General features: G+C 62.7%; 23 protein-coding genes and 1 pseudogene. 5 read left to right on the top strand and 19 right to left on the bottom strand.

Annotated elements, in window-relative coordinates; translation table 11 throughout:
- Positions 1-3 precede the first annotated feature (3 nt).
- The 6 genes from ACHMW6_RS12080 to ACHMW6_RS12055 all read right to left on the bottom strand — a co-directional run bounded on the left by ACHMW6_RS12080 (position 4) and on the right by ACHMW6_RS12055 (position 4,315).
- The gene (locus ACHMW6_RS12080) at positions 4-759 is read right to left on the bottom strand and encodes a LytR/AlgR family response regulator transcription factor (protein WP_395407332.1); all 756 of its coding nucleotides are present in this window, start codon (positions 757-759) and stop codon (positions 4-6) included.
- Complete coding sequence (locus ACHMW6_RS12075; RefSeq protein WP_395407331.1) at positions 760-1,815, bottom strand: sensor histidine kinase; 1,056 nt, start codon at positions 1,813-1,815, stop codon at positions 760-762.
- On the bottom strand, positions 1,815-2,519 hold the full coding sequence (locus tag ACHMW6_RS12070; RefSeq protein ID WP_395407330.1) for a LiaF transmembrane domain-containing protein: 705 nt from the start codon (positions 2,517-2,519) through the stop codon (positions 1,815-1,817). The genes ACHMW6_RS12075 and ACHMW6_RS12070 overlap by 1 nt, the downstream gene beginning before the upstream one ends.
- Positions 2,520-2,879, bottom strand: a complete 360-nt coding sequence (locus ACHMW6_RS12065; protein WP_395407328.1) for a LiaF transmembrane domain-containing protein — start codon at positions 2,877-2,879, stop codon at positions 2,520-2,522. It abuts the gene before it with no gap.
- Positions 2,880-3,059: 180 nt separating this feature from the next.
- A complete protein-coding gene (locus ACHMW6_RS12060; protein ID WP_395407327.1) occupies positions 3,060-3,218 on the bottom strand; it encodes a hypothetical protein in 159 nt (52 codons plus the stop codon).
- Between the two features lie 215 nt (positions 3,219-3,433).
- Positions 3,434-4,315 (bottom strand): LysR substrate-binding domain-containing protein, encoded by an 882-nt coding sequence (locus ACHMW6_RS12055; protein ID WP_395407326.1) that lies wholly within the window; start codon positions 4,313-4,315, stop codon positions 3,434-3,436.
- 288 nt (positions 4,316-4,603) lie between these two features.
- Here ACHMW6_RS12055 and ACHMW6_RS12050 point away from each other — a divergent pair, with 288 nt between their 5' ends.
- A complete protein-coding gene (locus ACHMW6_RS12050; RefSeq protein ID WP_395407325.1) occupies positions 4,604-5,155 on the top strand; it encodes an FxDxF family PEP-CTERM protein in 552 nt (183 codons plus the stop codon).
- A gap of 46 nt (positions 5,156-5,201) precedes the next feature.
- On the opposite strand, the gene ACHMW6_RS12045 is transcribed toward ACHMW6_RS12050, so the two are convergent.
- From ACHMW6_RS12045 to ACHMW6_RS11995, 11 genes and pseudogenes are all read right to left on the bottom strand, one after another.
- The gene (locus ACHMW6_RS12045) at positions 5,202-6,044 is read right to left on the bottom strand and encodes a formate dehydrogenase accessory sulfurtransferase FdhD (protein WP_395407324.1); all 843 of its coding nucleotides are present in this window, start codon (positions 6,042-6,044) and stop codon (positions 5,202-5,204) included.
- A 2-nt stretch (positions 6,045-6,046) separates the two neighbouring features.
- The gene (locus ACHMW6_RS12040; RefSeq protein WP_395407323.1) at positions 6,047-6,409 is read right to left on the bottom strand and encodes a hypothetical protein; all 363 of its coding nucleotides are present in this window, start codon (positions 6,407-6,409) and stop codon (positions 6,047-6,049) included.
- 10 nt (positions 6,410-6,419) lie between these two features.
- Positions 6,420-7,667: a formate dehydrogenase subunit gamma gene (locus ACHMW6_RS12035; RefSeq protein ID WP_395407322.1), complete on the bottom strand. Its 1,248-nt coding sequence runs from the start codon at positions 7,665-7,667 to the stop codon at positions 6,420-6,422.
- Between the two features lie 12 nt (positions 7,668-7,679).
- The gene (locus ACHMW6_RS12030) at positions 7,680-7,907 is read right to left on the bottom strand and encodes a hypothetical protein (protein ID WP_395407320.1); all 228 of its coding nucleotides are present in this window, start codon (positions 7,905-7,907) and stop codon (positions 7,680-7,682) included.
- On the bottom strand, positions 7,904-8,509 hold the full coding sequence (gene fdh3B / locus ACHMW6_RS12025) for a formate dehydrogenase FDH3 subunit beta (protein WP_395407319.1): 606 nt from the start codon (positions 8,507-8,509) through the stop codon (positions 7,904-7,906). The genes ACHMW6_RS12030 and fdh3B overlap by 4 nt, the downstream gene beginning before the upstream one ends.
- A gap of 10 nt (positions 8,510-8,519) precedes the next feature.
- A pseudogene (locus ACHMW6_RS12020) lies at positions 8,520-11,477 on the bottom strand (formate dehydrogenase subunit alpha).
- 17 nt (positions 11,478-11,494) lie between these two features.
- Positions 11,495-11,689, bottom strand: coding sequence for a hypothetical protein (locus ACHMW6_RS12015; RefSeq protein WP_395407318.1), 195 nt, complete (start codon positions 11,687-11,689; stop codon positions 11,495-11,497).
- Positions 11,690-11,753: 64 nt separating this feature from the next.
- Positions 11,754-12,365 carry a molecular chaperone gene (locus tag ACHMW6_RS12010; RefSeq protein ID WP_395407317.1) on the bottom strand — a complete coding sequence of 204 codons (612 nt, stop codon included), beginning with the start codon at positions 12,363-12,365 and terminating at the stop codon, positions 11,754-11,756.
- A complete protein-coding gene (locus tag ACHMW6_RS12005; RefSeq protein WP_395407316.1) occupies positions 12,365-14,443 on the bottom strand; it encodes a 4Fe-4S binding protein in 2,079 nt (692 codons plus the stop codon). The genes ACHMW6_RS12010 and ACHMW6_RS12005 overlap by 1 nt, the downstream gene beginning before the upstream one ends.
- Positions 14,418-15,002, bottom strand: a complete 585-nt coding sequence (locus ACHMW6_RS12000; RefSeq protein WP_395407315.1) for a DUF3306 domain-containing protein — start codon at positions 15,000-15,002, stop codon at positions 14,418-14,420. Before ACHMW6_RS12000 ends, ACHMW6_RS12005 begins: the two co-directional genes overlap by 26 nt.
- Entirely contained in the window at positions 14,992-15,471 is a 480-nt protein-coding gene (locus ACHMW6_RS11995; RefSeq protein WP_395407314.1) for a DUF3305 domain-containing protein, read from the bottom strand. The genes ACHMW6_RS12000 and ACHMW6_RS11995 overlap by 11 nt, the downstream gene beginning before the upstream one ends.
- 201 nt (positions 15,472-15,672) lie before the next feature.
- Here ACHMW6_RS11995 and ACHMW6_RS11990 point away from each other — a divergent pair, with 201 nt between their 5' ends.
- Positions 15,673-16,740, top strand: a complete 1,068-nt coding sequence (locus ACHMW6_RS11990) for a type II asparaginase (RefSeq protein WP_395407313.1) — start codon at positions 15,673-15,675, stop codon at positions 16,738-16,740.
- Positions 16,741-17,331: 591 nt separating this feature from the next.
- Here the strand turns inward: ACHMW6_RS11990 and ACHMW6_RS11985 are convergent.
- Positions 17,332-17,514, bottom strand: coding sequence for a hypothetical protein (locus tag ACHMW6_RS11985; protein WP_395407312.1), 183 nt, complete (start codon positions 17,512-17,514; stop codon positions 17,332-17,334).
- On the bottom strand, positions 17,492-18,229 hold the full coding sequence (locus ACHMW6_RS11980; protein ID WP_395407311.1) for an ArgP/LysG family DNA-binding transcriptional regulator: 738 nt from the start codon (positions 18,227-18,229) through the stop codon (positions 17,492-17,494). Before ACHMW6_RS11980 ends, ACHMW6_RS11985 begins: the two co-directional genes overlap by 23 nt.
- Before the next feature lie 98 nt (positions 18,230-18,327).
- Here ACHMW6_RS11980 and ACHMW6_RS11975 point away from each other — a divergent pair, with 98 nt between their 5' ends.
- From ACHMW6_RS11975 to ACHMW6_RS11965, 3 genes are all read left to right on the top strand, one after another.
- The gene (locus tag ACHMW6_RS11975) at positions 18,328-18,936 is read left to right on the top strand and encodes a LysE/ArgO family amino acid transporter (RefSeq protein WP_395407310.1); all 609 of its coding nucleotides are present in this window, start codon (positions 18,328-18,330) and stop codon (positions 18,934-18,936) included.
- Between the two features lie 67 nt (positions 18,937-19,003).
- Positions 19,004-21,247 (top strand): spermidine synthase, encoded by a 2,244-nt coding sequence (locus ACHMW6_RS11970; protein WP_395407309.1) that lies wholly within the window; start codon positions 19,004-19,006, stop codon positions 21,245-21,247.
- A gap of 105 nt (positions 21,248-21,352) precedes the next feature.
- Positions 21,353-22,537, top strand: a complete 1,185-nt coding sequence (locus ACHMW6_RS11965) for an efflux RND transporter periplasmic adaptor subunit (protein WP_395407308.1) — start codon at positions 21,353-21,355, stop codon at positions 22,535-22,537.
- Positions 22,538-22,547 lie beyond the last annotated feature (10 nt).

Here is a 22,547-nt window from a genome sequence, read left to right as displayed (position 1 = left end):
GGCCTACTGCATGACGGCGCGGATACGCTGGTAACCGCTGCGGCTGATCGCCAGCCGTGTCCCGTCGTGCAGCACGGCCTGGTGGCTATCCTTGCCGGCCTGCTCGATGCGGGCCACGCATTCGATATTCACGAGATAAGACCGATGGATGCGGATGAACTTGTCCGCATCCAGCTGCTCTTCCAGTTCGGCCATGCGCTGGTTCTTCAGGTAGGCCTTGCCATCCGAATGGATCTGCACATAGTCGTCCTGCGCCTCCACGTATTCGATCTTCTCGGCCGGAATCACATGCACCCGTGCGCCGTCGCGGATCAGCACCCGCTCGGCCGGACGCACGCGCGTGGCCGCGACATCGCGCGCCGCCGCCGACACCGCGGCGGCCTCCGCGTCGCGCTGGCCGGAACCAGCGGCAAGGCTGGCGCGCGCATGGGCCAGCGCCTGGTCCAGCCGCTGCTGGCTGAAAGGCTTCAGCAGGTAATCCAGCGCATGGACCTCAAAAGCCTTCAGCGCATACTGGTCGAAGGCGGTGGCGAAGATGAAGCGCGTCTTGCCGCCCGCCAGTTCGGCGACTTCAAAGCCGTCCAGTTTGGGCATCTGCATATCGAGGAACACCAGGTCCGGCTCCAGTTCCGTGATCGCCTTCACGGCCTCGAAGCCGTTTGCGCATTCGGCCACGATCTCCACGTCCGCATGCGCGGCCAGGTATTCGCGCATGACCCCGCGCGCCAGCATTTCGTCGTCGACGATGATGATCCGCATTTAGTCCTCGTTTGTCTCGGCTGGCATCGTGATCTCCACAATGAACCGGCCATCTTCTTTTTTCCACTCGACGCTCGCCTCGTGCCCATAGGCGCAGGACAGGCGCTCGCGCACATTGCGCAAGCCAAGCCCATTGCCGCGCCGCGCCGGCGCGCCTTCGTCCATCGCATTGCTCACCGTGATCTTCAGCCGCGAGCCGCTGCGCCACGCCGCCACCAGCACCAGCCCGCCCTCCGGCAACTGGCCGATGCCGTGCTTGACGGCGTTCTCCACCAGCGGCTGCACAATCATCGGCGGCACCAGGCAGTCCCGGGCTCCCTTCTCGATCGCTTCCTCATGTACCAGCCGCTCGCCGAAACGCACCTTCTCAATGGCCAGGAAATGCCGGTTCAGCGCCATCTCCTGCTCCAGCGTGACCTTCCTGTGCGCATCCATGCCCAGGCTCTGGCGGAAGAAATCGGACAGGCGCAAGGTCATCTCGCGTGCCCCTTTCGGGTCCATCGACGTCAGCGCGCTGATCGAATTCAGGCTGTTGAACAGGAAGTGCGGGTCGATCTGCGTGCGCAGCATGCGCAATTCCGCGTCGCGCGCCATCAGCTTCGATTCCAGCTCGCGCCGCTCCGCATTGCGCGCGCGCGACGCTTCCGCCACCAGATAGTTTACCGCCACCAGCAAGCCATACAGCAGAACGCCCAGCGCGAACAGGAGCGCGGTCAGCGAAGGGCTCACCGTCACAGCCGTGCCGAATACGCTGCCGACCGCATTCCAGCCCTGCAGGATGCCCACCCACATAAAGCCCGCCAGCACGGCCGCCGTGGACAGCGACAGCAGGATCGCGGCAGGCGAACGTTCCCCCAGGGGATTGGACCGGCACAGGTAATAAGCGGAGAAACCGGCGCCCACCGAGAACACCAGTGTGGCCGGAATCATCAGCACCATCGCATAGACCCAGGGCCCGGGAGCCATCACGGCAACCACGCCGCCCAGTCCCGCCCCCAGCAACAGCCAGACCAGCAGGTACAGCGCGGCGCCGCGGCTTGTCAGCGCGCCCTGCATCAGTTACGGATTTCCACGCCGCCCATGATGGCGTAGCCGCGCACGATCAGGCGCTTGTTGGTATCCTTCGGCACGGCGGTCTTTTCGTCATAACCGCCCATGATCGGCGTGCCTTCCATTTCCACCGTCCAGTCGACGGGCACCTTGATGGTGATCCCGCCGCACAGGGCAAAGGTGGTGATGACGGCTTCGCTGGCGATGTTGGCATCGCGCAGGTCGAGGTCACAGCCGCCGAACATGGCGGTAATCTCGGCGCTGCGGAAGTTCTGGTTGGTTACGCGGCGTTTGAAGCCGCCCAGGATGGCCGTCAGGTTCAGCGCACCGTCGCCATCGTCGGCCGCAATCACGCCATCGCTATCCGGCGTGGCGTGCTTGCGGGTGGACTTGAACACGACCATCAGGCCGGCGGCGATGATCAGCAGCGGCGCCACCACGCGCCAGCTCAGGTAAAACCAGCCAAAGCCCTGCAGCATGAAGACGGTGCCGATCAGCAGCAGGATGCCGCCCACAATCGAGCCGCGCTCCGAGTTCGCCTGCGAAATCTTCAGCAGTCCCGCCACGATCAGGATCACGGGCCAGAACTGCAGGTTGTAATCGATATCGATCCAGCCCAGGTTATCGAGCAGGAAGACAAAGCCCATGAAAATCACGGCAAAGCCGATGATCATCTGCGCAGCCGTGCTGCGTTGGCGCTGAGACCTCATTTACATCTCCTTCTTGTTGTCGAAGTATTTAATCACAATTGGCTGCACGACCAGGCTCACGCCCGCCATGATGACGAGGAAGGGCCAGCTGTTGCGGAAGCTCAGTCCCCAGATATGCTCGAATGAGACGTAGAACCAGAGTGCGAAGGAGATTTCGAACACGCCGTCCATGAAGCGCTTGCCCGTGGTCGGCGGGATCATGTTATTGATGCCGAAAGCGATCACAACAAAGGGCCAGTAACGCCAGAACCGGCTCAGCTCCACCCAGTCGTTGTGCCCCACCAGGAACACCACACCCACGCAAATGATCAGGATCCCCCAGATCATCTGGCGGCGCATTTCCTGTGATTCTTTGCTCATTGCTGCCTCCCCGTTGATGTCATGACGCTAATGTAACGGGGCCGGCGACGGGAGAAAACGGCTTTTCGGCGAATGGCGGAAGGCGGCCGGTGAATGACGCGGAATTCAGCGAACGGCGAAAAAAAACCCGCTGATGGCGGCAGCGGGTTTCCATACTGGCTGGTGATGCGGGGGTACGCGCTAGGACCTGCCTGATTCCATCTTCTGGTCAAACATCATCAGGCCCCAGCCGAGTTGCCGGCGGATTTCTTCCGGGGTCGGTGGCGGTTTGACTTCCTGCGAGCGGCGTTCAAGATATTCGCGCACTACGTACTTGGATGGATGATTAGCCTGAGTCATGATGGCCTCCCATATTGGTGTTGGTTATTAGCCTGAATTCTGGTGCCGGAACTTGGGGTGACCGGCTTACCCGGGATGAGCGTCTTGCCTTCGTTCTTGGTTCGAATTGCATTCGCGTCGATCACAGTTTCATCTTAGGTCGCAGGGGCTCAACCTACCGTGCGCCTTCGAACATAAAGGCTGCCGGTACGGCTCGAGATAGCGTAGGTGCGCGCCTACAGTTTCTGCTGGAGGAAATCGAGGAAGCAGCTGATACGCTGCGCCAGCTGCGTGTTGCGGTAATAGACGGCGTGTATCTGTTGCCGGAAACCGGTATAGAACGGCTCAAGTACCTTGACCAGGCGGCCTGCCGCAATATCGTCACGCGTCATGAAATCGGCCAGGCACACGATGCCCTGCCCTTCCAGCGCCAGCTGGCGCAAGGTCTCGCCGCTCGAAGCAGCGAGTGCCGGCGCAATCGCCAGCGTATTGCCTTCGCTATGGCGCAAGGGCCATTGATTGCCCAGCTCATAGCCCGAGAAGCCAAGCAGCCCGTGCTGCGCCAGGTCTTCCGGCGTTTGCGGCACGCCGCGCCGGGCCAGGTAGGCCGGGCTGGCAAGCACATGCAAGGGGCTCGAACTGAGCGCCCGCGCATGCAGCGTCGAATCACTCAGCGTGCCGATGCGGATGGCGATATCGGTACGGTGTTCGATCAGATCCGCGATGCGGTCATTGCTGGTGAGCTCGAGGCGGATTTCCGGATACAGCTGGCGGAATTCGGCCACATGGGGCACCACACAGTGCAGCATGAAGGGCGAAGCCGCATCCACGCTGAGGCGGCCGGCAGGCTGCTGGCGCCGCATGCGTATCGATTCTTCCGCTTCTTCCATCGCACTCAGAATTGTCCTAGCCTTCACCAGAAAAAGCTGACCCTCCTCGGTGAGCTCCATGCGGCGCGTGGTGCGCGTCAGCAGCGATGTCTGTAATTTTTCTTCGAGCCGCGCCAGTGCCCGGCTAACGCCGGAACTGGTCTGGCCCAGGTGTACGGCAGCCGCGCTCAGCGATCCGCTGTCGATCACGGTGACGAAAGTCTTCAGCTCATCAGAATGAATGTCCATGCCGGGATTATACGGACTCGGCCGCACGGAAAAATTTATCCCTTGACGTTTTGCTTAATTTGCGCGTGCCCCGGAAAGCGCTCGGCCTTATGTCCGCAGGCGTACATACACACTTCATTAATGAATTATTTTTTAGACACTGTGGGATATATTTGCAGCGTTAGCAGATGGGAAAGGTTGATATTTTCTATAGGCCATAGAAAGTAAAAATCTGCAATATCCCGCTGCCGACATCTGCAACAAGCGCTACTACGTAACACAACAACACGATTTTCAAGGGGTATTAACATGAAGAAAGCGTTATTTAGCAAGGTAGCCGGTACTCTCCTGTGTACTGCTGGACTGCTCGCTGCCGCGGGTGCCAGCGCACAGACCACGTTGACCTTCGATGCAGCGGGCAATACCACTTTCGGTAGCCTGCACGCTACGCCGGGCGACTTTATCGACACTTATCTGTTCTCCGTCGATACGAACGCCAGCTATGCAAGCGGCACCGCTGTCGTGGGTAAAACCTGGATCGACTCGGCACGTCTGGCAAACTATGGCATCACCGACATCACCTTCTTCAAGGTGAATGCGGACACTTCCCATACCGACCTGGGCACCAGCTTCTCGACCTCGGCCGGCATTGAGTTCTATCCGCTGGACGCGCTGATGAGCGGCAACTATGGTTTCACCGTGACCGGTTCCACCGCCATCGCTGGCATGGGCGGTTCCTACGCCGGTAACCTGAACCTGGCTGCACCGGTTCCGGAACCTGCAACCTATGCGATGCTGCTGGTTGGCGTTGGCCTGCTGGGCTTTACCGCCCGCCGCAAGTCCAACGACAAGCTCGGCTAAGCCGCAACCACTTCCCCAGTGGCAACCCGCTGCGGCGGGTTTTTTTTCAGGCGAAGCGCAGCACCTCGGCCAGTTCAGTCTGGAAGATGAGCCGCTCCTTGCCTGTCAACAGGATGAAGTGTTTGCCGGTGCAGCGCGCCAGCAGGGTCATGCCGACTTGTTCGGCGACCAAATGCCCCATCTGCGTCGTCCCTGAACGGGACAACAGGAAGGGGATACCCATCTGAGCGCCCTTGATGACCATTTCAGAGGTCAGGCGGCCCGTGGTGTAGAACACCTTGTTGCCGCCTTCCATCCCTTCCAGCCACATCATGCCGGCGATCGCATCCACGGCGTTATGGCGGCCCACATCCTCCACGAACCACAACAGCTCGCCCTCGGCGCTGAACAGCGCGCAGCCATGCACGGAACCGGCCTGCTTGTAGATCGACTGCTGGGTGCGGATGGTATCGACGATGCGGTACAGCGTGCCCTGCGACAGCCGCGCCTCCGGCGGCAGGTGGATTTTCTCGATCTCGTCCATCAGCCCGCCGAATACGGAGCCCTGCCCGCAGCCAGTAGTGACGACTTTTTTCGAGGTGCGCGCTTCGACGTCGGCGATGCCATTGCGGGTCTGCACGGCGACCGCATCGACTTCCCAGTCGACGGTGATCGAAACGATGTCTTCCAGCGAATCGACGAGGCGCTGGTTGCGCAGGTAGCCCAACGTGAGCAGCTCGGGTGCGCCGCCCAACGTCATCAGGGTGACCAGTTCGCGCTTGTCGACGTAGACGGTCAGCGGGCGCTCGGCCGGGATCGAGATCAGGGAGCTGCGCCCTTTCTCGTCCAGCACTTCGACCTCGCGCGTCAGCGGCGCGCTGGCATTCGTCATGTAGGGGCGGTATGGCATGGTCATTTCTTTTGTGGTGGCGGCTGTTTGGCGCCCGCTTCGGGCACCGGCTTCGAGTCCGCCACGCCCACTTCCTGGGTGGCCGCAACCTGCGCGACATAGGGGCCAGGGTCCGCGCAAGCCGGCACGGCGACCGTCGGCTTCGGCGCGGCGGCGCCCTTGTTCTTGAAGTAGCTGGCGGCCACCTTGTCCTGCACCAGGCAAAGCTTGTAGGCGGCCACCTTGTCGGTCCACGCCTGCTTGTCCTTGGTCGCCGCCGCGGCGGCCTTCTGCTCTTCGCTGGGCGTGGGCAGCTTGGCCTGCGCCGCCGGAGCCAGTGCCGCCAGTCCTGCCAGCGCCAGTGCGGCGCACAGTGCTTTGTTCATCGCTGTCTCCTCAAACTGTCTTGGGCGCCGTTCCCACTACGGCGGCGCCTTCCTGCGTGCGCACGCGCGGCACTTCGCCTTTCTGGATCTTGTCGTACCAGATATCGTGGTGCTCGATCGCCCATTCATCGTCCACATAGCCGTCGCGCATGGCGCGGTAGGCGCCTTCCATGCCGATCGTGCCCATGTAGATGTGGCCCAGGCTGAACGCCATGATCAGCACGGCCGCGCCGAGGTGGATCAGGTTCGCGTCCTGCATCAGGGAGCGCGTGTAATCGAGGTTGGGCACCAGCTTGTCCAGCATGAAGCCGGTGGCGCTGACCGTCAGGCCCAGCACCGTCATGCCGCCCCAGAACCACAGCTTCTCGCCGGCGTTGAAACGGTCCGAACTGGCGTGGCCGTGGCTCAGCGCTCCGCCCAGCGTGAACAGCCATTTCACGTCCGCCGCATTGGGGAAATTATCCTTGACGAAGATGATGAAGGTCACGACCAGCGAAATGGTGAACAGCGGCCCCACGAAATTGTGCAGCGTCTTCAGCGCATAGGTCAGCCAGCCGAACAGCGAGTGGCCGATGACGGGCATCAGCACGAACTTCCCGAACAGCATGGTCAGCCCCGAAATCATCAGGATCACGAAGCTGATCGCGGTGGTCCAGTGCGCGATGCGCTCAACGGAAGTGAAGCGCTCGATCAGCCGGCCCGTGCGCGGGCGTTTCAGCTTGATCTCGCCCTTGATCAGGTAGAAACCCGCCAGCGCGACGATTGTGAGGAGGATCAGCCAGCCGCCGATGATGGTCATTGGCCCATTGCGGAAGCGGCGCCACGCCTCGCCGGCCGTGGTGGGGACGTTCTGGAAGGGATATTGCGCCTTGGGCTGGATCAGGATGCCCGCCTCGCGGTAAGGTAGGCTGGCATAGTTTTCCACGCCGGACTTCACCAGGCGCCAGGTCGGCGCATTGTTGCCCGGCTGGGTGGCCGTGCGCTCGGCCTGGTTCTGCTTGAGGATGTCCACCGATTCCACATAGGGCGCGCCGGGCGAGCGCGGGTCGGGCACGGGGCCTTTCAGCGCCTGGCCGGGAGCGGTGGGACCGGGCGTTTCGGCGCCGGGGCCTTTCGCATTGTCCGCACCGCGCCTGGCCGGATCGGCCACTTCGGGCGGCGTGGCGGCCTTTGCCGGCGCAGGCGTATCGGCCGCGACGGCCAGCGGCGCCGCCAGCGCCGCGCAGCTCAGCGCGAGGATTGCAAGCCATCGTTGCATGATGCGCCTCCCTTAGCGGTTGGTCTTCACATACTCGTTCTGCAGCTGGCCGCGCTCGCGGATCTGCTTGTTCCAGGCGTCCTTGTTGCCCGCTTCCCAGCCCTTGGCCATGTACTGGTTGTGCGCGCCCTTGTAGGCTGGGTCGTCGCCGCGGCTGACCTTGGTGCCGGTCATCGACTGGTCCACGTCCCCGCAGGCGGACAGCAGCAGCGCCGCCGCCACGATCACGATCGTTTTCATGATTTGCCTCCCTGCGGCTTGCCGTATGCCGTTCCCCAGCCCCAGACTTCGCTGCCCTTGCCGCGCGTGATCACGCGGGTGCGGAAGATATCGGCCACCACGTCGCCATCGCCGCCCAGCAGCGCCTTGGTCGAGCACATTTCCGCGCAGGCCGGCAGCTTGCCCTCGGACAGGCGGTTGCGCCCATACTTCTCGAACTCCGCCTGCGAGCCGTTTTCTTCCGGACCGCCGGCGCAGAAGGTGCACTTGTCCATCTTGCCGCGCAGGCCGAAGGTGCCGTTGGAAGGGAATTGCGGCGCGCCGAACGGGCAGGCATACGAGCAGTAGCCGCAGCCGATGCAGGCATCCTTGTTGTGCAGGACCACGCCTTCGTCCGTGCGGTAGAAGCAGTCCACCGGGCACACCGCCATGCAGGGCGCATCCGAGCAGTGCATGCACGCCACCGACACCGATTTTTCCTGGCCGACGATGCCGTCGTTGATGGTGACCACCCGGCGCCGGTTCACGCCCCACGGCACCTCGTGCTCATTCTTGCACGCGGTGGCGCAGGAATTGCACTCGATGCAGCGCTCGGTGTCACAGATGAATTTCATTCGAGCCATGGCCGTCCCCTCACGCGTTGAAGCGTTCGATATTGCAGATAGTCGTTTTGGTTTCCTGCATCATGGTCACCGAATCGTAGCCGTAGGTTGTAGCCGTATTCACGGCTTCGCCGCGCACGATAGGCGCCGCGCCTTCCGGATACCACTCGAGCATGTCCTTGCCCTGCCACCAGCCGGAGAAGTGGAACGGTATGAAGGCCGTATCCGGGCCGACGCGCTGCGTCACCAGCGCCCTCACCTTGATGCGCGCCCCGGTCGGGGTGGAGACGATCACATAATCGCCGTTGCGGATACCGCGCGCTTCGGCTGCCACCGGGTTGATCTCGACGAAGTTCTCCTGCTGCAGCTCGGCCAGCCACGGATTGGAACGCGTTTCCTCGCCGCCGCCCTCGTACTCGACCAGGCGGCCGGAGGTGAGGATGATGGGAACTTCTTCGCCAGCCCTTCCTGCACATTCTTCTGCTGGATGCTCTTGTACAGCGTGGGCATGCGCCAGAAGGCTTTCTTGTCGTCGTGGGTCGGGTATTTCTCGACCAGGTCCGGCCGCGTGCCGTACAGCGGCTCGCGGTGCAGCGGCACCGGGTCCGGGAAGTTCCACACAACGGCGCGCGCCTTGGCATTGCCGAAGGGGTGCACACCGTGCACCTTCATCGTCACGCGCTGGATGCCGCCGGAGAGGTCGGTCTTCCAGTTCTTGCCTTCGGCCGCCTTCTTCTCGTCGTCGGTGAGTTCATCCCACCAGCCCAGCTTTTTCATCAGCACATGGTCGAATTCCGGATAGCCGGTGGTGATGTCCGCGCCCAGCGAATGCGAACCGTCTTCGGCCAGCAGGTTGACGCCATCCTTCTCCACACCGAAATTGGCGCGGAAGTTGCCGCCGCCGTCCATCACGTGCTTGCTGTTGTCGTACAGGTTGGCCGAGCCGGGATGCTTCATCTCCGGCGTGCCATAGCAGGGCCACGGCAGGCCGAAGTAATCGCCGGTCAGGTCGTAGCCGGTCACGGGGTCCTTGCCGCTCTTGCAGCGCAGCGTCTTCACGTCGAACATGTGCATATCTGCGCATGTGCGCCTTCAGGCGCGCCGGCGATTGACCCGTGTAGCCGATGGTCCAGCTGCCGCGGTTGATCTCTTCCAGCATCGATTCCGGTTCCGGCTCCATCATGCCGCCCTTGCCCGGCACCAGTTTCAGCTTGGCCACCAGCTGCTTGCCGAAGCCCAGCTTCTCGGCCAGCTGGTACATGATCATGTGGTCGGTGCGCGATTCGAACAGCGGCTCGATCACTTTCTCGCGCCACTGGAGCGAGCGGTTGGAAGCCGTGACCGAGCCGGAAGTCTCGAACTGGGTGGCTGCCGGCAGCAGATAGACGGTGCGGTTGGGATTGAGCTCCTGCCCTTCCACCTTCATCGCCGCCATGGCCGCGGTGGCCGATGGGTAGGGATCGATCACGACCAGCATGTCCAGCTTGTCGAAGGCCTTCTTCATTTCCAGGCCGCGCGTTTGCGAATTCGGCGCATGGCCCCAGAAGAACATGGCCTTGACGTTGCTGTCCTGGTCGATCAGCTCATTCTTTTCCAGCACAGCGTCGACCCAGCGCGACACGGTGGTGCCGGATTTTTCCATCATGGCCTGGGAGGCAAACTGGCTCTTCACCCATTCGTAATCCACGCCCCAAACGGCGCACCAGTGCTTCCAGGCGCCGGTGGCCAGGCCGTAGTAGGCCGGCAGCGAGTCGGGGTTCGGGCCCACGTCGGTCGCGCCCTGCACATTGTCGTGGCCGCGGAAGATATTGGTGCCGCCGCCGCTCACGCCCACATTGCCCAGCGCCAGCTGCAGGATGCAGGAAGCGCGCACGATGGCGTTGCCGATCGAGTGCTGCGTCTGGCCCATGCACCAGACCACGGTGGAGGGACGGTTCTTCGCCATCGTCTCCGCGGCCAGCAGCACCTGCGCCTCGGGCACGCCGCAGGCTTCCTCGACCTTGTCCGGCGTCCATTTGGCGACTTCCTCGCGCACCTTGTCCATGCCGTAGACGCGGTCGTTGATGTATTTCTTGTCTTCCCAGCCGTTCTTGAAGATATGCCACAGCATTCCGTACAGGAAGGGGATGTCCGAGCCGGAGCGGATGCGGATGTAGTGGTCGGCCTTGGCGGCAGTGCGCGTGAAGCGCGGATCGACCACGATCATCTTGCAGCCGGTTTCCTTCGAGTGCAGCATGTGCAGCATCGAGACCGGGTGCGCTTCCGCAGCGTTCGAGCCGATATACATGGCCGCCTTGGCATTCTGCATATCGTTGTAGCTGTTGGTCATGGCGCCGTAGCCCCAGGTGTTCGCCACGCCCGCCACCGTGGTGGAGTGGCAGATGCGCGCCTGGTGGTCGCAGTTATTGGTGCCGAAAAAGGACACGAACTTGCGCAGCAGCGCCGCCTGCTCGTTATTGTGCTTGGACGAGCCGACGAAGAACACCGCATCCGGTCCGCTGGCCTTGCGGATGTCCAGCATCTTCTGCGAGATTTCCTGCAGCGCCGTATCCCAGCTGATGCGCTGGTATTTGCCGTTCACCAGCTTCATCGGATACTTCAGCCGGTACTCGCCGTGGCCATGCTCCCGCAGCGCCGCGCCTTTCGCGCAGTGGGCGCCGAGGTTGATGGGCGAATCGAACACCGGCTCCTGGCGCACCCAGACGCCGTTTTCGACCACCGCGTCCACCGCGCAGCCCACCGAACAGTGCGAGCACACGGTGCGCCGCACCACCTGTTTGGCGCCGGCCGCCGCTTCATCCTTGGCCTGCGCCTTGCGCACCAGCTGGAACTGGGTGGCCGCCAGGCCGACGCCAACGCCAATGCCGGAACGTTTCAGGAATGCGCGGCGGTCCATGGTCGGCAGCGCGCGCGACAGGCTGTCGCCCAGGCTGGCCGCAAAACGTCCGGACGAACGCTGGCCCGCAGGCCCTTTACGCGTCAAGAGCATGATGTCCTCCTCCCGCTTCAGATTTTGGTGGTGCGGTAGTACTTCTTGATATGTTCGGTGACCCGGTAGCCCGGGCCCGGCGGATCGGCCGGTTCCGGTGCAGCTTCAGGCTCGCTGGGGCGCGAGGCCAGTCTGGCGGCCACGCCGGCGGCAGCGACTGCGCCCAATCCGGCAAAAAACGTGCGGCGGCCGTTCTTCGATTGCGTGGACATCGTCTTCTCCTCGTAGGAAGATGCCTTGCTTTAAAAGATGATTAATTTACATTAGCATATAAATTCAGCACATGTCGAATGCCTGCATTTCAACCGAAACGAAGGCTTGCGCCAGCCTGGCCACGGAGGCGTAGAAGCGTGCCTGCGGATGCGCCAGGATCGCGTTGCACATGCGGTCAGCCCAGGGCTGGATGTGTGTCGCGAAGAACTCCTTCTGCGTTGCAATGCTGCCATGCAGCACCTCTTCCGACGTGATCAGGTAGCGCATCACATCGCACAGCGCGGCGAAGTGGTCTTCGGTTTCCGGCATATCGTCGACACGTTCCAGCCCAAGCTGTGCCAGGTCGGTGCGCAGTTGGGCCAGCGGCTTTTCCATCATGAAGCCGGTCAGGTAATAAGAGCCATAAAGGAAGACCTCCGGCTTGCCGACGCCGATGAACAGCGTCTCGTATTCGTCGCGCACGATCTCGGCGCTCGTCTCGCGGCAGGCTGTCTGCAGTCCGCGCCAGGCATCGACGAGGATGCCCTCGCCTTCGACGGGCGTCGGTCCGATCTCGTCCAGCAAGTCCTGCAGGGGCGGCGCGTAGAACAGCATCGCCAGCACGGCATACAGCTCGGCGCGGGCGGATTCCTCGCCGCCGTCCGCGTGCTCGAAACGCAATGGCATCTCGTTCATCACCGTTTCACCTCGAAGATCGAGACTTCCCTGGCCGGCTCCATCATGTCGATCACGCGGCAGTCGGAGCACATGCGCAGCCGGTCCAGGTTGCCGGCGAAGGCGCCGTGGGCGGATAGTTTGGCGACCATGTTTTCCACCATTTGCAGGGTACCGAAAGGCTTCTGACAGCGGATGCAGTGATAGGGCTGTGCCTCGTTCAGCACGCGCGCCTGCTTCGCTTCGGGCGTCAGCAGCAGGCGCGGCGTGAGCGTGATGGCGTTTTCCGGACAGGTGTGCTCGCACAGGCCGCACTGCACGCAGTTCGTTTCAGTGAAGCGCAGCTGCGGCAGGCTGGGATTATCCGACAGCGCGGATTCGGGACAGGCGCCGACGCAGGCCATGCACAGCGTGCAGGTATCCTTGTTCACGTCCAGCGTGCCGAAGGGCGCGCCCTGCGGCAGCGCCAGTTCCTGCTGCGGTTGCGGTGCATGGGCCAGCAGGTGGCTGAGCGCGAAGTCCAGCGTGTTGCGCTTGAGGGCGGCCAGATCGAAGCTGGCCGCCAGCTCGGGCGTTTGCCCTGCTTCGATGCGGCGCAGCGCGGCATCCAGTTCCGGCGCGTTCGACGCCTGCAGCAACTGCAGGTGCTGGCCCGAATAGCCCAGGCCCGTGAGAATGGTTTGTGCGATGTCGATCTGCTTTGCCAGCGCTTCGCGGTACTGCGGCGCTTCGTCACCTGCCGCCAGCAGCAACACATTGGAGGCACCATAAGCGACGGCGGACAGCCAGACGTCGATGCCGGTCGATGCCACGTGGTGCAGCGACAGCGGCATCATGCGCGCCGGCAGCCCTTGCGCGGCGCCGGCGCCGGCCAGTTGGCCCAGCTGCATAATCAGTTCCGTACCCTGCCCTTCGCCATGCAGCAGCAGCGCCGGGCGCTTGCCGCCTGCCTTGGCGTAAGTGCCCAGCATAGTCTTTATGCGCACGCCCAGGTCCGACGTGCGCGGGTAGACATAGCTCAAGGCGCCGGACGGGCACACCGTGGTGCAGGCGCCGCAGCCTGCGCACAGCTGCGGGTTGACCTTGATATGGTCGCCGTCGGCGCTGATGGCTTCGGCCGAGCAGATGTCGATGCAGGCGTTGCAGCCGGGCTGCTTGCTCCGGCTGTGGGCACAGATGTTGTCCTTGTAGGCGAAGAAGCGCGGCTTGCTGAAGGTGCCGGTCAGCTCGGCCAGTTGCAGCGCCAGTTCCGCGGCTTTGGCTTCGTCCGCGCCGGGCGCGAAATAGCCTTGCGGCGGCTGGTGCATGCGCAGCAGCGGCGTTTCGTGCAGGTCAATTATGAGGTCGAATTCCGCGTTGCGTTGCGTGTCGCGGCGCTCGAAGCTGATGGCGCCGACCGCGCCGCAGGCTTGAACGCAGGCGCGATGGTCCTTGCAGGCGTCGAGATCGATCTGGTAGTTCAGCCCGATCGCGTTCTCGGGACAGGCCTTGATGCAGGCGTTGCAGCGGGTGCACAGATCGAGATCGATGGGATTGGCCTGCTGCCAGCTGGCCTTGAAGGCGCCAAGCCAGCCTTCGATGCTCGGCTGGGCGCCGGTCCAGGTAGGCCATTGGTGTCCCGTCAGAGCGCCCTCGCCGCTGGTGATCAGCAGGCTCACTTGCAGCTGATGGTCCAGCCGCTTCGCCCAGCGCAGCACGCGTTCGGCGGGGCCGGTCAGCAGCACGCGGCCTTCGGACTGGTACTCGACTTCCGGCACAGGCTCGGGGTCGGGCAGCCGGGCTGCCGCCAGCAGCGCGGCCATCTTCGGCGTCACATGCGCGGCTTCGGCGCTCCAGCCGGCCGTTTCGCGGATGTTCACGAAGCGCAGCGGCGCCACCGTTTCCTTCATCTCCGCCAGTTCCTCGAACAGCGGCTGCTCCTGGGTGCAGGCCACCACGATGCGCTCGGCGCCTTCCAGCGTGTCCAGGTAGCTGTTGACTTCGCGGCGGCACAACTGGTGCGCGACCGGCAGATTTTCCTCGCCCAGCGCAGCGCCCAGCGCCGCACCGTCCACCGGCATCGTGTGATTGCAGTTACAGACTTTGATTCGCGTGGTCATGGGATTCCTGGCTTGTGGCTTGGAGATTGTCGACACCCGCTGCGTCCTGCTCCGCTGGGTCCCCCGCGACGGCCGGCGCCTCGCCCGCCTTGTCGTCCCCGGCTTCCGCTACGGCCTGGCCATCAGGCGCCCCATCCTGCCCTGGCGTCGCACCGTCCGCGTGCGGCAACGGCAACGCCCCCTTGCTGGCCGCCCATTCCCTTTCAATCGCCGCCAGCGGATTGAGCAAGTCCTTCGCATGATTAAGCGCCGCGATCATGGCCGGCGTCATGGGCACGAACTTGTTGTAGTCCTCGATATAGGTATCCAGCCCGTCCATCACATTGAAGTGCGGATCGGAGAACAGCTTCTTCATGGCCGCCCTGCGCACGGTCTCGTCGACGCCGCGCGCAACGAAGGGCGTGAAGTCATCGGCGGTGGTCAGTGCGGCCACCTGCTCCAGCGTGGGCTGCGGAACTTCAGTCTGAACCTCCTCGACCGCCTCGGGCGCGGCAGCTTCAGCCTGCACGGCTTCCGCCTTGCGCCGCGACCAGCGCGCGAAGAAGGTTTCAGCGGCCACGGCGCCAGCCCTCCTGTTCCGCCATCTGCTGCACACCTGCCCCGCCTTCGAACGAGGGTTTGCGGCGCTTGCGCTTCGGCTCCGGGCGGTAAAACTCCTGCACGAAAGTCTCGAGCTGCCGCACGATATAGGAAGGCGCCGGGAGGGTGTCGACCATTTCCCCGCCATCCATCATGCGCGCCGCTTCGTTATATGAGAGCGTTACCAACTGCGGCACGGCGAGCTCGCTGACCTCGTCCATGCGCCACATGACGAACCAGCATGGCGCCCGCGAATCGAGATTCAGAAAATACCCCTCCGCCTCGTCGGAATACAGGCGAAGTTCGAATCCGGTATACAGCCAGCGGGTGTCGGACGGATCGTCGTGCAGGCACCTGGGCGCGCCATCGCGTACCCAGGGTGACACTACCACTTCTGCAGGTTGCCACTGATACGGTTGCCAGCGGCTTTTGAGCGGACGTCTCTGCATGACGACCGCCAGGCTCAGTGCATCTGTTTCCAACGCTCCCCCGTCACACGCATTATTGCGTTGCAGCAAAAATCATTCTGAAACTGACCCCAACATAGTGCACCAGTTTTAAGACAAATGCCATATGTAAAACGTTTCGAATTTTGCTCTACCGCTTCCTCTGCTATAAGATGCGTGCCATCCCAATAAGAAGGAGTTTGCATGATCCGCACCCAGTCAGTCCGCTTTATTGTCGCGCTCTTTTCCTTACTCGTCGCTTTCAGTGTGCAAGCTCAGAAGCTGCCGAATGTGATGGTACTCGCCACCGGCGGCACTATCGCCGGCACCGGCGCCAGCTCCACCACCACGGTGGGCTACACCGCCGCCACCGTCGGCGTGCAGCAGCTGATCAATGCCGTGCCTGAGGTCGCTAAAGTTGCCAACGTGACCGGCGAGCAGGTCTTCCAGATCGCCAGCGAAAGCATGACCAATGAGCACTGGCTGACCCTGGCCAAGCGCGTGAACACGCTGCTGGCCCAGCCGAATGTCGATGGCATCGTGATCACCCACGGCACCGACACGCTGGAGGAAACCGCCTACTTCCTGAACCTGGTCGTCAAGAGCCGCAAACCGGTGGTGCTGGTTGGCGCGATGCGCCCCTCCACCGCCCTGTCCGCGGACGGGCCGATCAATCTGTACAACGCCGTGATCCTGGCCGGCAGCCCGGAAGCCGTCGGCAAGGGCGTGCTGGTTTCGCTGAATGACCAGATCCAGTCGTCGCGCGATGTCAGCAAGACCAATACCTCCACGCCTGATTCCTTCCGCACGCCGGAATTGGGCGTGCTGGGTTATATGCAGGGAAATAAGCCATATTTCTACCGCGCCTCCACCCGCAAGCACACCGTTGAAACCGAATTCGATATCTCCAATATCCAGGCGCTGCCGCAGGTCGATATCGTCTACGGCTACGCGAATATGAACGACGTGGCGCTGAATGCCTTTATCGCCGCCGGCGCCAAAGGCATTATTCACGCCGGTACCGGCGACGGCAGCCTGGCCGCCAAAGTAAAACCTTCGCTGATCGCCGCGCGCAAGAACGGTACCTTGATCGTCCGCGCCAGCCGCGTCGGCAACGGCATCCTGGCCCGCAATGGCGAAGCCAATGACGACGAACTGGACTTCGTTGTTTCCGACACCCTCAGCCCGCAAAAAGCGCGCATCCTGCTGATGCTGGCCCTGACCAAAACCAGCAACACCAAAGAAATCCAGCGCATGTTCTACATGTACTAATTCCTCGGATCTACGCCGGCGCAACCCAGCCCGCTTCGGCGGGCTTTTTTGTTTCCACACCCCGCCCCCATCCAAAAAGGGGGCTTTATGGCAGTGCCACGTCTAATTCAGTCTAAATTCAACCCTTTTAGTCTAAACAGGTCTGGAATACGCGCCCCATAATCTAAAAAGAGCTAGAAGATCGCTTCAAAAGTCTAATTTCGTCGATTCCAAGAAGCCGAAAGTCTAAAACAGTCCAAGTTTCGCTGCTTGGTTTCAATTTTTAGACTGCATCGGACCCGGTGTCGCCGGCCACTTCAGTTTGCCGCGCACGCAGGAAAGGCCCGGCCAATTGAGTCTAAAAGCTGCAATTCAGAAACGATTTGTAGAGGGATTAGACTTTCAGGTCTTCAAAATAGATCGGTTTAGAATTTTGCTTTGATTTTCCAGGCTTTTTTAGACTTCGACCTTCGAGATTCAGGCCTGTTTAGACCGGTCCAGGCCGATTTAGACCAAATTAGACTGCGTGGCGTTTCGACACACCGTATGCTCTGTCACTCGGCGACGAAGTCGCACCTGTCGCGCCAACTACTGGCGCGATCCTGCTAGATTTCAGCATTCGGCTCCCAGCGCGCGTGCGGCTGCGGCCAGCACCTGGGCGCTGAGCTTTTCGAGCTTGGGCGATTGGACGCGCCATGAATGCCAATATAAGTCCACGTCCTTATATTTACCCGGCGCGAGGTCGACTAGTTCGCCGGCGTTAATCATGTCTTTATATTGTTGCTGCGGCAGCATGCCATAGCCGAGTCCAAGGCGGATCGCTTCGACAAAAGGGTCGCTGGAGGGCACGTACATCACCGGATACGCTCCCGGCGCCAACCCCAGTTCTTTTTTGATGAAATTGGCTTGCAGTGAATCCTTGCGGTCGAAATTCATTACGGGCGCCTTTTTGGCGGATTCGCGCGTGAAACCGTTCGGGAAAAAAGCGGCGGACAAAATCGGGCGTCGCGAGCATACGGTAGCGCATCGCGCCCAGATATTGCGCCGTGCAACCGCGCATTGGTTTTGGTTCGCTGGAGACGCCAGCCAGCGCCAGCCCTTTTTCAAGCAGGGTATAAGTGTGATCCTGGTCGTCCAGGATAATATCCAGCAGCACATTTTCCCGAATCAGAAATTCGCTCAGCCCGGGCAAAAACCAGGTGCCGAGCGTGTCGTTATTGACTGCCACCGCAATTGAGGTGGGCCGGTTCTCGTCATTCGACAATTCCGCCAGAAATTCCTGTTCGAGCAATTGGCTCCGGCGCAGATATTGGACCAGGCGCTGTCCCGCGGCAGTGGGACGGCAAGGACGGCTGCGGATCAGCAGGGGCGTGCCGATCGCCGCCTCCAGCGCGCCGAGCCGCTGCGAAATGGCGGACGGCGTCAGGTGCAACTGGGCAGCCGCCTGCTCAAAACTGCCGGTGTCGACGATGGCAAGCAGGGCTTCGCTTTGGCGGGAATCAGGTAGCATAACTTAAGCAAAATTAATGATCACTGAAAAATATTAAATCAGCTTCATTTCCACCGCCAGTCCCGGCAGAATGCGGGACATCGAAAACGGAGGAATCAATGCAAAGCTACGTCAACGGACTCGGTCTCGGAGCCAGCCTCATCATGGCCATCGGCGCTCAGAATGCGCACGTCCTGAGGATGGGAATCCGCCGACAGCATGTGCTGATAACGGTAGTCGCCTGCGTGATTATCGACATCGTCCTGATCGCGCTCGGCGTCGCGGGCGCGGGCGCGGTGATCCAGAGTTCTCCTACCCTGCTTCAGATAGCGCGCTGGGGCGGCGCCGCCTTCCTGCTCTGGTACGGTCTGCGCAGCTGGCGTTCGCTGGTGACGCCGAAGTCGCTGCAACTCGGCGAGCAGGCTACCGCCCCCAATGCGCGACAGGCGCTGGCGAGCGTGGTCGCGCTGTCCCTGCTGAATCCTCACGTTTACCTGGACACCGTCGTCCTGCTCGGCTCCGTCGGCGGCAGCTACCCGGACAGCCAGCAGCGTCTTGGCTTCTCTTTCGGCGCGATGACAGCGTCCGTTCTCTGGTTTACGGCGCTCGGCTTTGGCGCGGTGCAGCTTTCCGGCGTGTTCCAGCGCCCTGTCGTGTGGAAAGGCATCGAAGCGCTGACCGGCGCCACGATGATCGCACTGGCGGCAGGATTGGTTTTCACGGGCTGAGCGCAAAATTTTGCAATGTTGGCATCAGCCAACACTTTTTCGCCGCCGACGGGGCTAATATGACCAAATGGTCATAATTTACGCGGCTACCATTTTCCTCAGCGCTTTCCTGCTGTTCCAGGTCCAACCTGTGGTGGGGAAGATGGTGCTGCCCTGGTTTGGCGGATCGGCGGCGGTGTGGACGACCTGCATGCTGCTGTTCCAGGTGCTGCTCTTGCTGGGTTATCTCTATGCGCACCTGACCACGCGCTACCTTTCGCCCCGGCGCCAGGCGGTACTTCATGTGGCGCTCCTTGTCGCCGCTGCCTTCACACTGCCTTTGTCGGCGGGCGAAGGCTGGAAGCCGTCGCCGGACAGCGATCCGGCCACGCTGCTGCTTGGCATGCTCGCGGTGACGGTCGGCCTGCCCTACTTTTTGCTGTCGTCCACCGGGCCGCTGCTGCAGCACTGGTTTGCGGGCGAGCGTCCGGGCAGCGTGCCTTACCGGCTGTTCGCGCTGTCCAACTTCGGCTCGATGCTCGGGCTGCTCAGTTTCCCGCTGGCTTTCGAACCCGCTTTCGTGATGACGCAGATTGCTAACGGGTGGTCGGTTGGATTTATCGCGTTTGCTTGCCTGTGCGCGATGCTTGCGCTGCGCTCGGCGGGCATGTTGCCGATGCCGGCGACGCTGGCCGCCGCGACCAGCCCGGCTGGCGCCACCGTTGGCGCGGCCTTCGGCAGGTCCGTCGACGCGTCGGCCGGCGGCGCCAGCATGGCCGCGGGACGTGCAAGCCTGGGCGCGATATATGGTGCAGGTGGCCCATTTGGCGGAGGCTGCGAGCATGGCGCGAGTTCCGCGGCCGACATCGGCGACACAGGACGCGCGAGCGGTGAAAGCATCACGGGCCACGCAGGCGGCGCCGGGCGCACCAGCGGCGCGAGGGAGACGGGCGACATGGGCGGCGCGGGTAGCGAATTGGCGCTATGGTCAGCCCTCGCCGCCGTCCCAACGGTCTTCCTGATGGCGGCAACGAGCCACCTGACCGCCAACATCGCGCCGATGCCCCTGCTCTGGGTCCTGCCGCTGGCGCTCTACCTGCTCACCTTCATCCTCTGCTTCGAAAGCCCGCGCTGGTACCAGAGAAAACTCTTCCTGCCGCTGCTGGCCGCGCTGACGCCGCTGATCATCGGCTACACCAACCATCCCAGCCTGCTCCCGCGCGGCATCGCCTGGCCCGTGGCGCTGTACTGTGCGAGCGTATTCGTATTCTGCATGTGCTGCCACGGCGAACTGGCGAAGCGCAAGCCGCAGCCCGAGCAACTGACCACCTTCTATCTGATGATCGCCGGCGGCGGCGCGCTGGGCGGCTGCTTCACGGCCCTGATCGCGCCGCGCATCTTCAATGACGAATACGAACTCGCCCTCGCCTGCCTGGCCGCGCTGTGCGTGGTGGCGGCCGCGCTGTGGCGGCAGGAAAACCTCTGGCCGAAAATCCTGCTGACATCCGCCTCGCTGGTCAGCCTGATGTGGGCAGCCAGCGTGCTGCTGCCGGAAGACCACCAGGTCAAAGCGCGCAACTTCTACGGCACCGTCAAGGTCCACGAAACCACGTACGGACAGGCCCACGTGCGCCAGCTTTCGCACGGCGCCATCATGCACGGCTACCAGTTCCTCGACCCGGCAAAGCGCCGCTGGCCCACCGCCTACTTCGGCCCGGACAGCGGCGCCGGCATCGCCATCAAAGCCACCCGCGGCGCAGGACCGCAAAAAGTCGGCATCGTCGGCCTTGGCGCCGGCACCATTGCCGCCTACTGCCAGCCCGGCGACACTTACCGTTTCTATGAAATCAATCCGCTGGTCAGCCAGCTCGCCGCCAGCCATTTCAGCTACCTCGCCGACTGCCCCGGCAAAGCCGAAGTCGTGCCGGGCGACGCACGGCTCACGCTCGAAGCGGAAGCGAACCAGCAATTCGACCTGCTGATCCTGGACGCCTTCTCCGGCGACGCCATCCCCGTCCATCTGCTCACGCGCGAAGCCTTCGCCACCTGGTTCCGCCACCTGAAACCGGGCGGCGTGCTGGCCGTGCACACCTCCAACCTCTATCTCAATCTGGCGCCAGTGGTAAGCAAGGCCGCGGACTACTACCACCGCAGCGCCTTCATCGTCAGCTCGCGCAGCAACCACGCCATCGGCACCAATGCCTCGCAATGGGTGCTGATCGGGCCACCAGAACGGCTGGCACAATCCGGCCCCCTGCGGCCACTGCCGGAGGCCCCGCGCCAACGTCTCTGGACCGACAATTATTCGAGCATTGCCGGCATCCTTCGTTAACTAGTCCGCATTTGCTTGCAATTTGTATATTTGTGATATTCTGGCGCGCGACGCTGTAAGAATCGGTTACCTCGCTGTGCAACGCAGTTTGGAAGGGTTCTCGCTATGAATAAGCTGGCAGCACGTCTCGTCCCTTTTGCCGTCCTGATCGCTCTCGCCGCCTGCGGCGCCAAGGACGATCCATCGAAGCAGGCCAATCAGCCGCCTGCCGTTTCGGTGGCCCCCGTCGTGAAGCGACAGGTGCAGGAGTTCGACGAGTTCACCGGCCGTCTCGAGGCCCCGCATACTGTCGATGTTCGAGCGCGGGTTGCCGGCAACCTGGTCAAGGTCCATTTCAAGGAAGGGCAGCTGGTCAAGAAAGGCGACCCGCTGTTCACCATCGATCCGCGGCCCTTTGCGGCCGAAGTGGCGCGCGCGGAAGCGCAGCTGCAGGCGGCACGAACGCAGTCCGACCTGAACAAGTCCGAACTGGCGCGGGCGGAAAAGCTGGTGGCCGTGCGTGGCGTCAGCCAGCAGGAGCTGGACCAGCTGAAGGCCGCCGTCGCCAATGCACAGTCCTCGATCCGGGCCGGCGAAGCGGCGCTGACGCAGGCGCGCCTGAATCTCGAATTCACCAATATTACAGCGCCCGTGGCGGGCCGCACCTCGCGCGCCAACGTCACCGAGGGCAACCTGGTGAATGTCGGTGATCCCGTGCTGACCACGGTGGTGTCCACCGACCGCGTCTACGCCTACTTCGACGCCAGCGAAGCCCTCTACCTCAAATACATGCGCGCCGCGCGCGAAGGCACACGCCCTTCCTCGCGCGATACGCCGAACGTGATCTACCTCGGCCTGGCCAACGAAGACGGCTTCCCGCACGAAGGCAAAATGGACTTCGTGGACAACCGTCTCAACCCCGCCACCGCTTCCCTGCGCGGCCGCGCCGTGTTCGACAACAAGGATGGCCTGTTCACCCCCGGCCTGTTCGCTCGCCTGAAGCTTGTAGGTAGCGGTAACTATACCGCCACCGTGGTGGCCGACCGCGCCGTGACCACGGACCAGACGCGCAAGGTCGTCCTCGTGGTCGGCAAGAACAATATCGTTGAACAGCGCGAAGTGAAGTCCGGCGCCCTGATCGACGGCATGCGCGTGGTCGAAGGCGTGAAGGAAGGAGAGCTGGTCATCGTCGACGGCCTGCTGCGCGCCTTCCCCGGCGCGCCCGTCACACCCCAGGTGCTGAAGGTGGACGACAAGGGCATGCCCATCCCCGCGCCGCCGCCCGCCCCGCCGGCGCCGGCCAAGGGTTGAAGGGGGCGCC

Source organism: Pseudoduganella sp. UC29_106 (genome assembly GCF_044055365.1).
In the GTDB taxonomy this organism is placed as follows: Bacteria; Pseudomonadota; Gammaproteobacteria; order Burkholderiales; family Burkholderiaceae_D; genus Rugamonas.
Note: the sequence above shows the minus strand (reverse complement) of the source record. Positions and strands in the feature narration are given on the sequence as shown.

What these genes read in the sequence shown, in the direction of transcription:
- ACHMW6_RS12080 (WP_395407332.1), bottom strand. Translation starts at nt 759, where the DNA reads ATGCGGATCATCATCGTCGACGACGAAATGCTGGCGCGCGGGGTCATG.
- ACHMW6_RS12075 (WP_395407331.1), bottom strand. Translation starts at nt 1,815, where the DNA reads ATGCAGGGCGCGCTGACAAGCCGCGGCGCCGCGCTGTACCTGCTGGTC.
- ACHMW6_RS12070 (WP_395407330.1), bottom strand. Translation starts at nt 2,519, where the DNA reads ATGAGGTCTCAGCGCCAACGCAGCACGGCTGCGCAGATGATCATCGGC.
- ACHMW6_RS12065 (WP_395407328.1), bottom strand. Translation starts at nt 2,879, where the DNA reads ATGAGCAAAGAATCACAGGAAATGCGCCGCCAGATGATCTGGGGGATC.
- ACHMW6_RS12060 (WP_395407327.1), bottom strand. Translation starts at nt 3,218, where the DNA reads ATGACTCAGGCTAATCATCCATCCAAGTACGTAGTGCGCGAATATCTT.
- ACHMW6_RS12055 (WP_395407326.1), bottom strand. Translation starts at nt 4,315, where the DNA reads ATGGACATTCATTCTGATGAGCTGAAGACTTTCGTCACCGTGATCGAC.
- ACHMW6_RS12050 (WP_395407325.1), top strand. Translation starts at nt 4,604, where the DNA reads ATGAAGAAAGCGTTATTTAGCAAGGTAGCCGGTACTCTCCTGTGTACT.
- ACHMW6_RS12045 (WP_395407324.1), bottom strand. Translation starts at nt 6,044, where the DNA reads ATGCCATACCGCCCCTACATGACGAATGCCAGCGCGCCGCTGACGCGC.
- ACHMW6_RS12040 (WP_395407323.1), bottom strand. Translation starts at nt 6,409, where the DNA reads ATGAACAAAGCACTGTGCGCCGCACTGGCGCTGGCAGGACTGGCGGCA.
- ACHMW6_RS12035 (WP_395407322.1), bottom strand. Translation starts at nt 7,667, where the DNA reads ATGCAACGATGGCTTGCAATCCTCGCGCTGAGCTGCGCGGCGCTGGCG.
- ACHMW6_RS12030 (WP_395407320.1), bottom strand. Translation starts at nt 7,907, where the DNA reads ATGAAAACGATCGTGATCGTGGCGGCGGCGCTGCTGCTGTCCGCCTGC.
- fdh3B (WP_395407319.1), bottom strand. Translation starts at nt 8,509, where the DNA reads ATGGCTCGAATGAAATTCATCTGTGACACCGAGCGCTGCATCGAGTGC.
- ACHMW6_RS12015 (WP_395407318.1), bottom strand. Translation starts at nt 11,689, where the DNA reads ATGTCCACGCAATCGAAGAACGGCCGCCGCACGTTTTTTGCCGGATTG.
- ACHMW6_RS12010 (WP_395407317.1), bottom strand. Translation starts at nt 12,365, where the DNA reads ATGAACGAGATGCCATTGCGTTTCGAGCACGCGGACGGCGGCGAGGAA.
- ACHMW6_RS12005 (WP_395407316.1), bottom strand. Translation starts at nt 14,443, where the DNA reads ATGACCACGCGAATCAAAGTCTGTAACTGCAATCACACGATGCCGGTG.
- ACHMW6_RS11995 (WP_395407314.1), bottom strand. Translation starts at nt 15,471, where the DNA reads ATGCAGAGACGTCCGCTCAAAAGCCGCTGGCAACCGTATCAGTGGCAA.
- ACHMW6_RS11990 (WP_395407313.1), top strand. Translation starts at nt 15,673, where the DNA reads ATGATCCGCACCCAGTCAGTCCGCTTTATTGTCGCGCTCTTTTCCTTA.
- ACHMW6_RS11985 (WP_395407312.1), bottom strand. Translation starts at nt 17,514, where the DNA reads ATGCTGCCGCAGCAACAATATAAAGACATGATTAACGCCGGCGAACTA.
- ACHMW6_RS11980 (WP_395407311.1), bottom strand. Translation starts at nt 18,229, where the DNA reads ATGCTACCTGATTCCCGCCAAAGCGAAGCCCTGCTTGCCATCGTCGAC.
- ACHMW6_RS11975 (WP_395407310.1), top strand. Translation starts at nt 18,328, where the DNA reads ATGCAAAGCTACGTCAACGGACTCGGTCTCGGAGCCAGCCTCATCATG.
- ACHMW6_RS11970 (WP_395407309.1), top strand. Translation starts at nt 19,004, where the DNA reads ATGGTCATAATTTACGCGGCTACCATTTTCCTCAGCGCTTTCCTGCTG.
- ACHMW6_RS11965 (WP_395407308.1), top strand. Translation starts at nt 21,353, where the DNA reads ATGAATAAGCTGGCAGCACGTCTCGTCCCTTTTGCCGTCCTGATCGCT.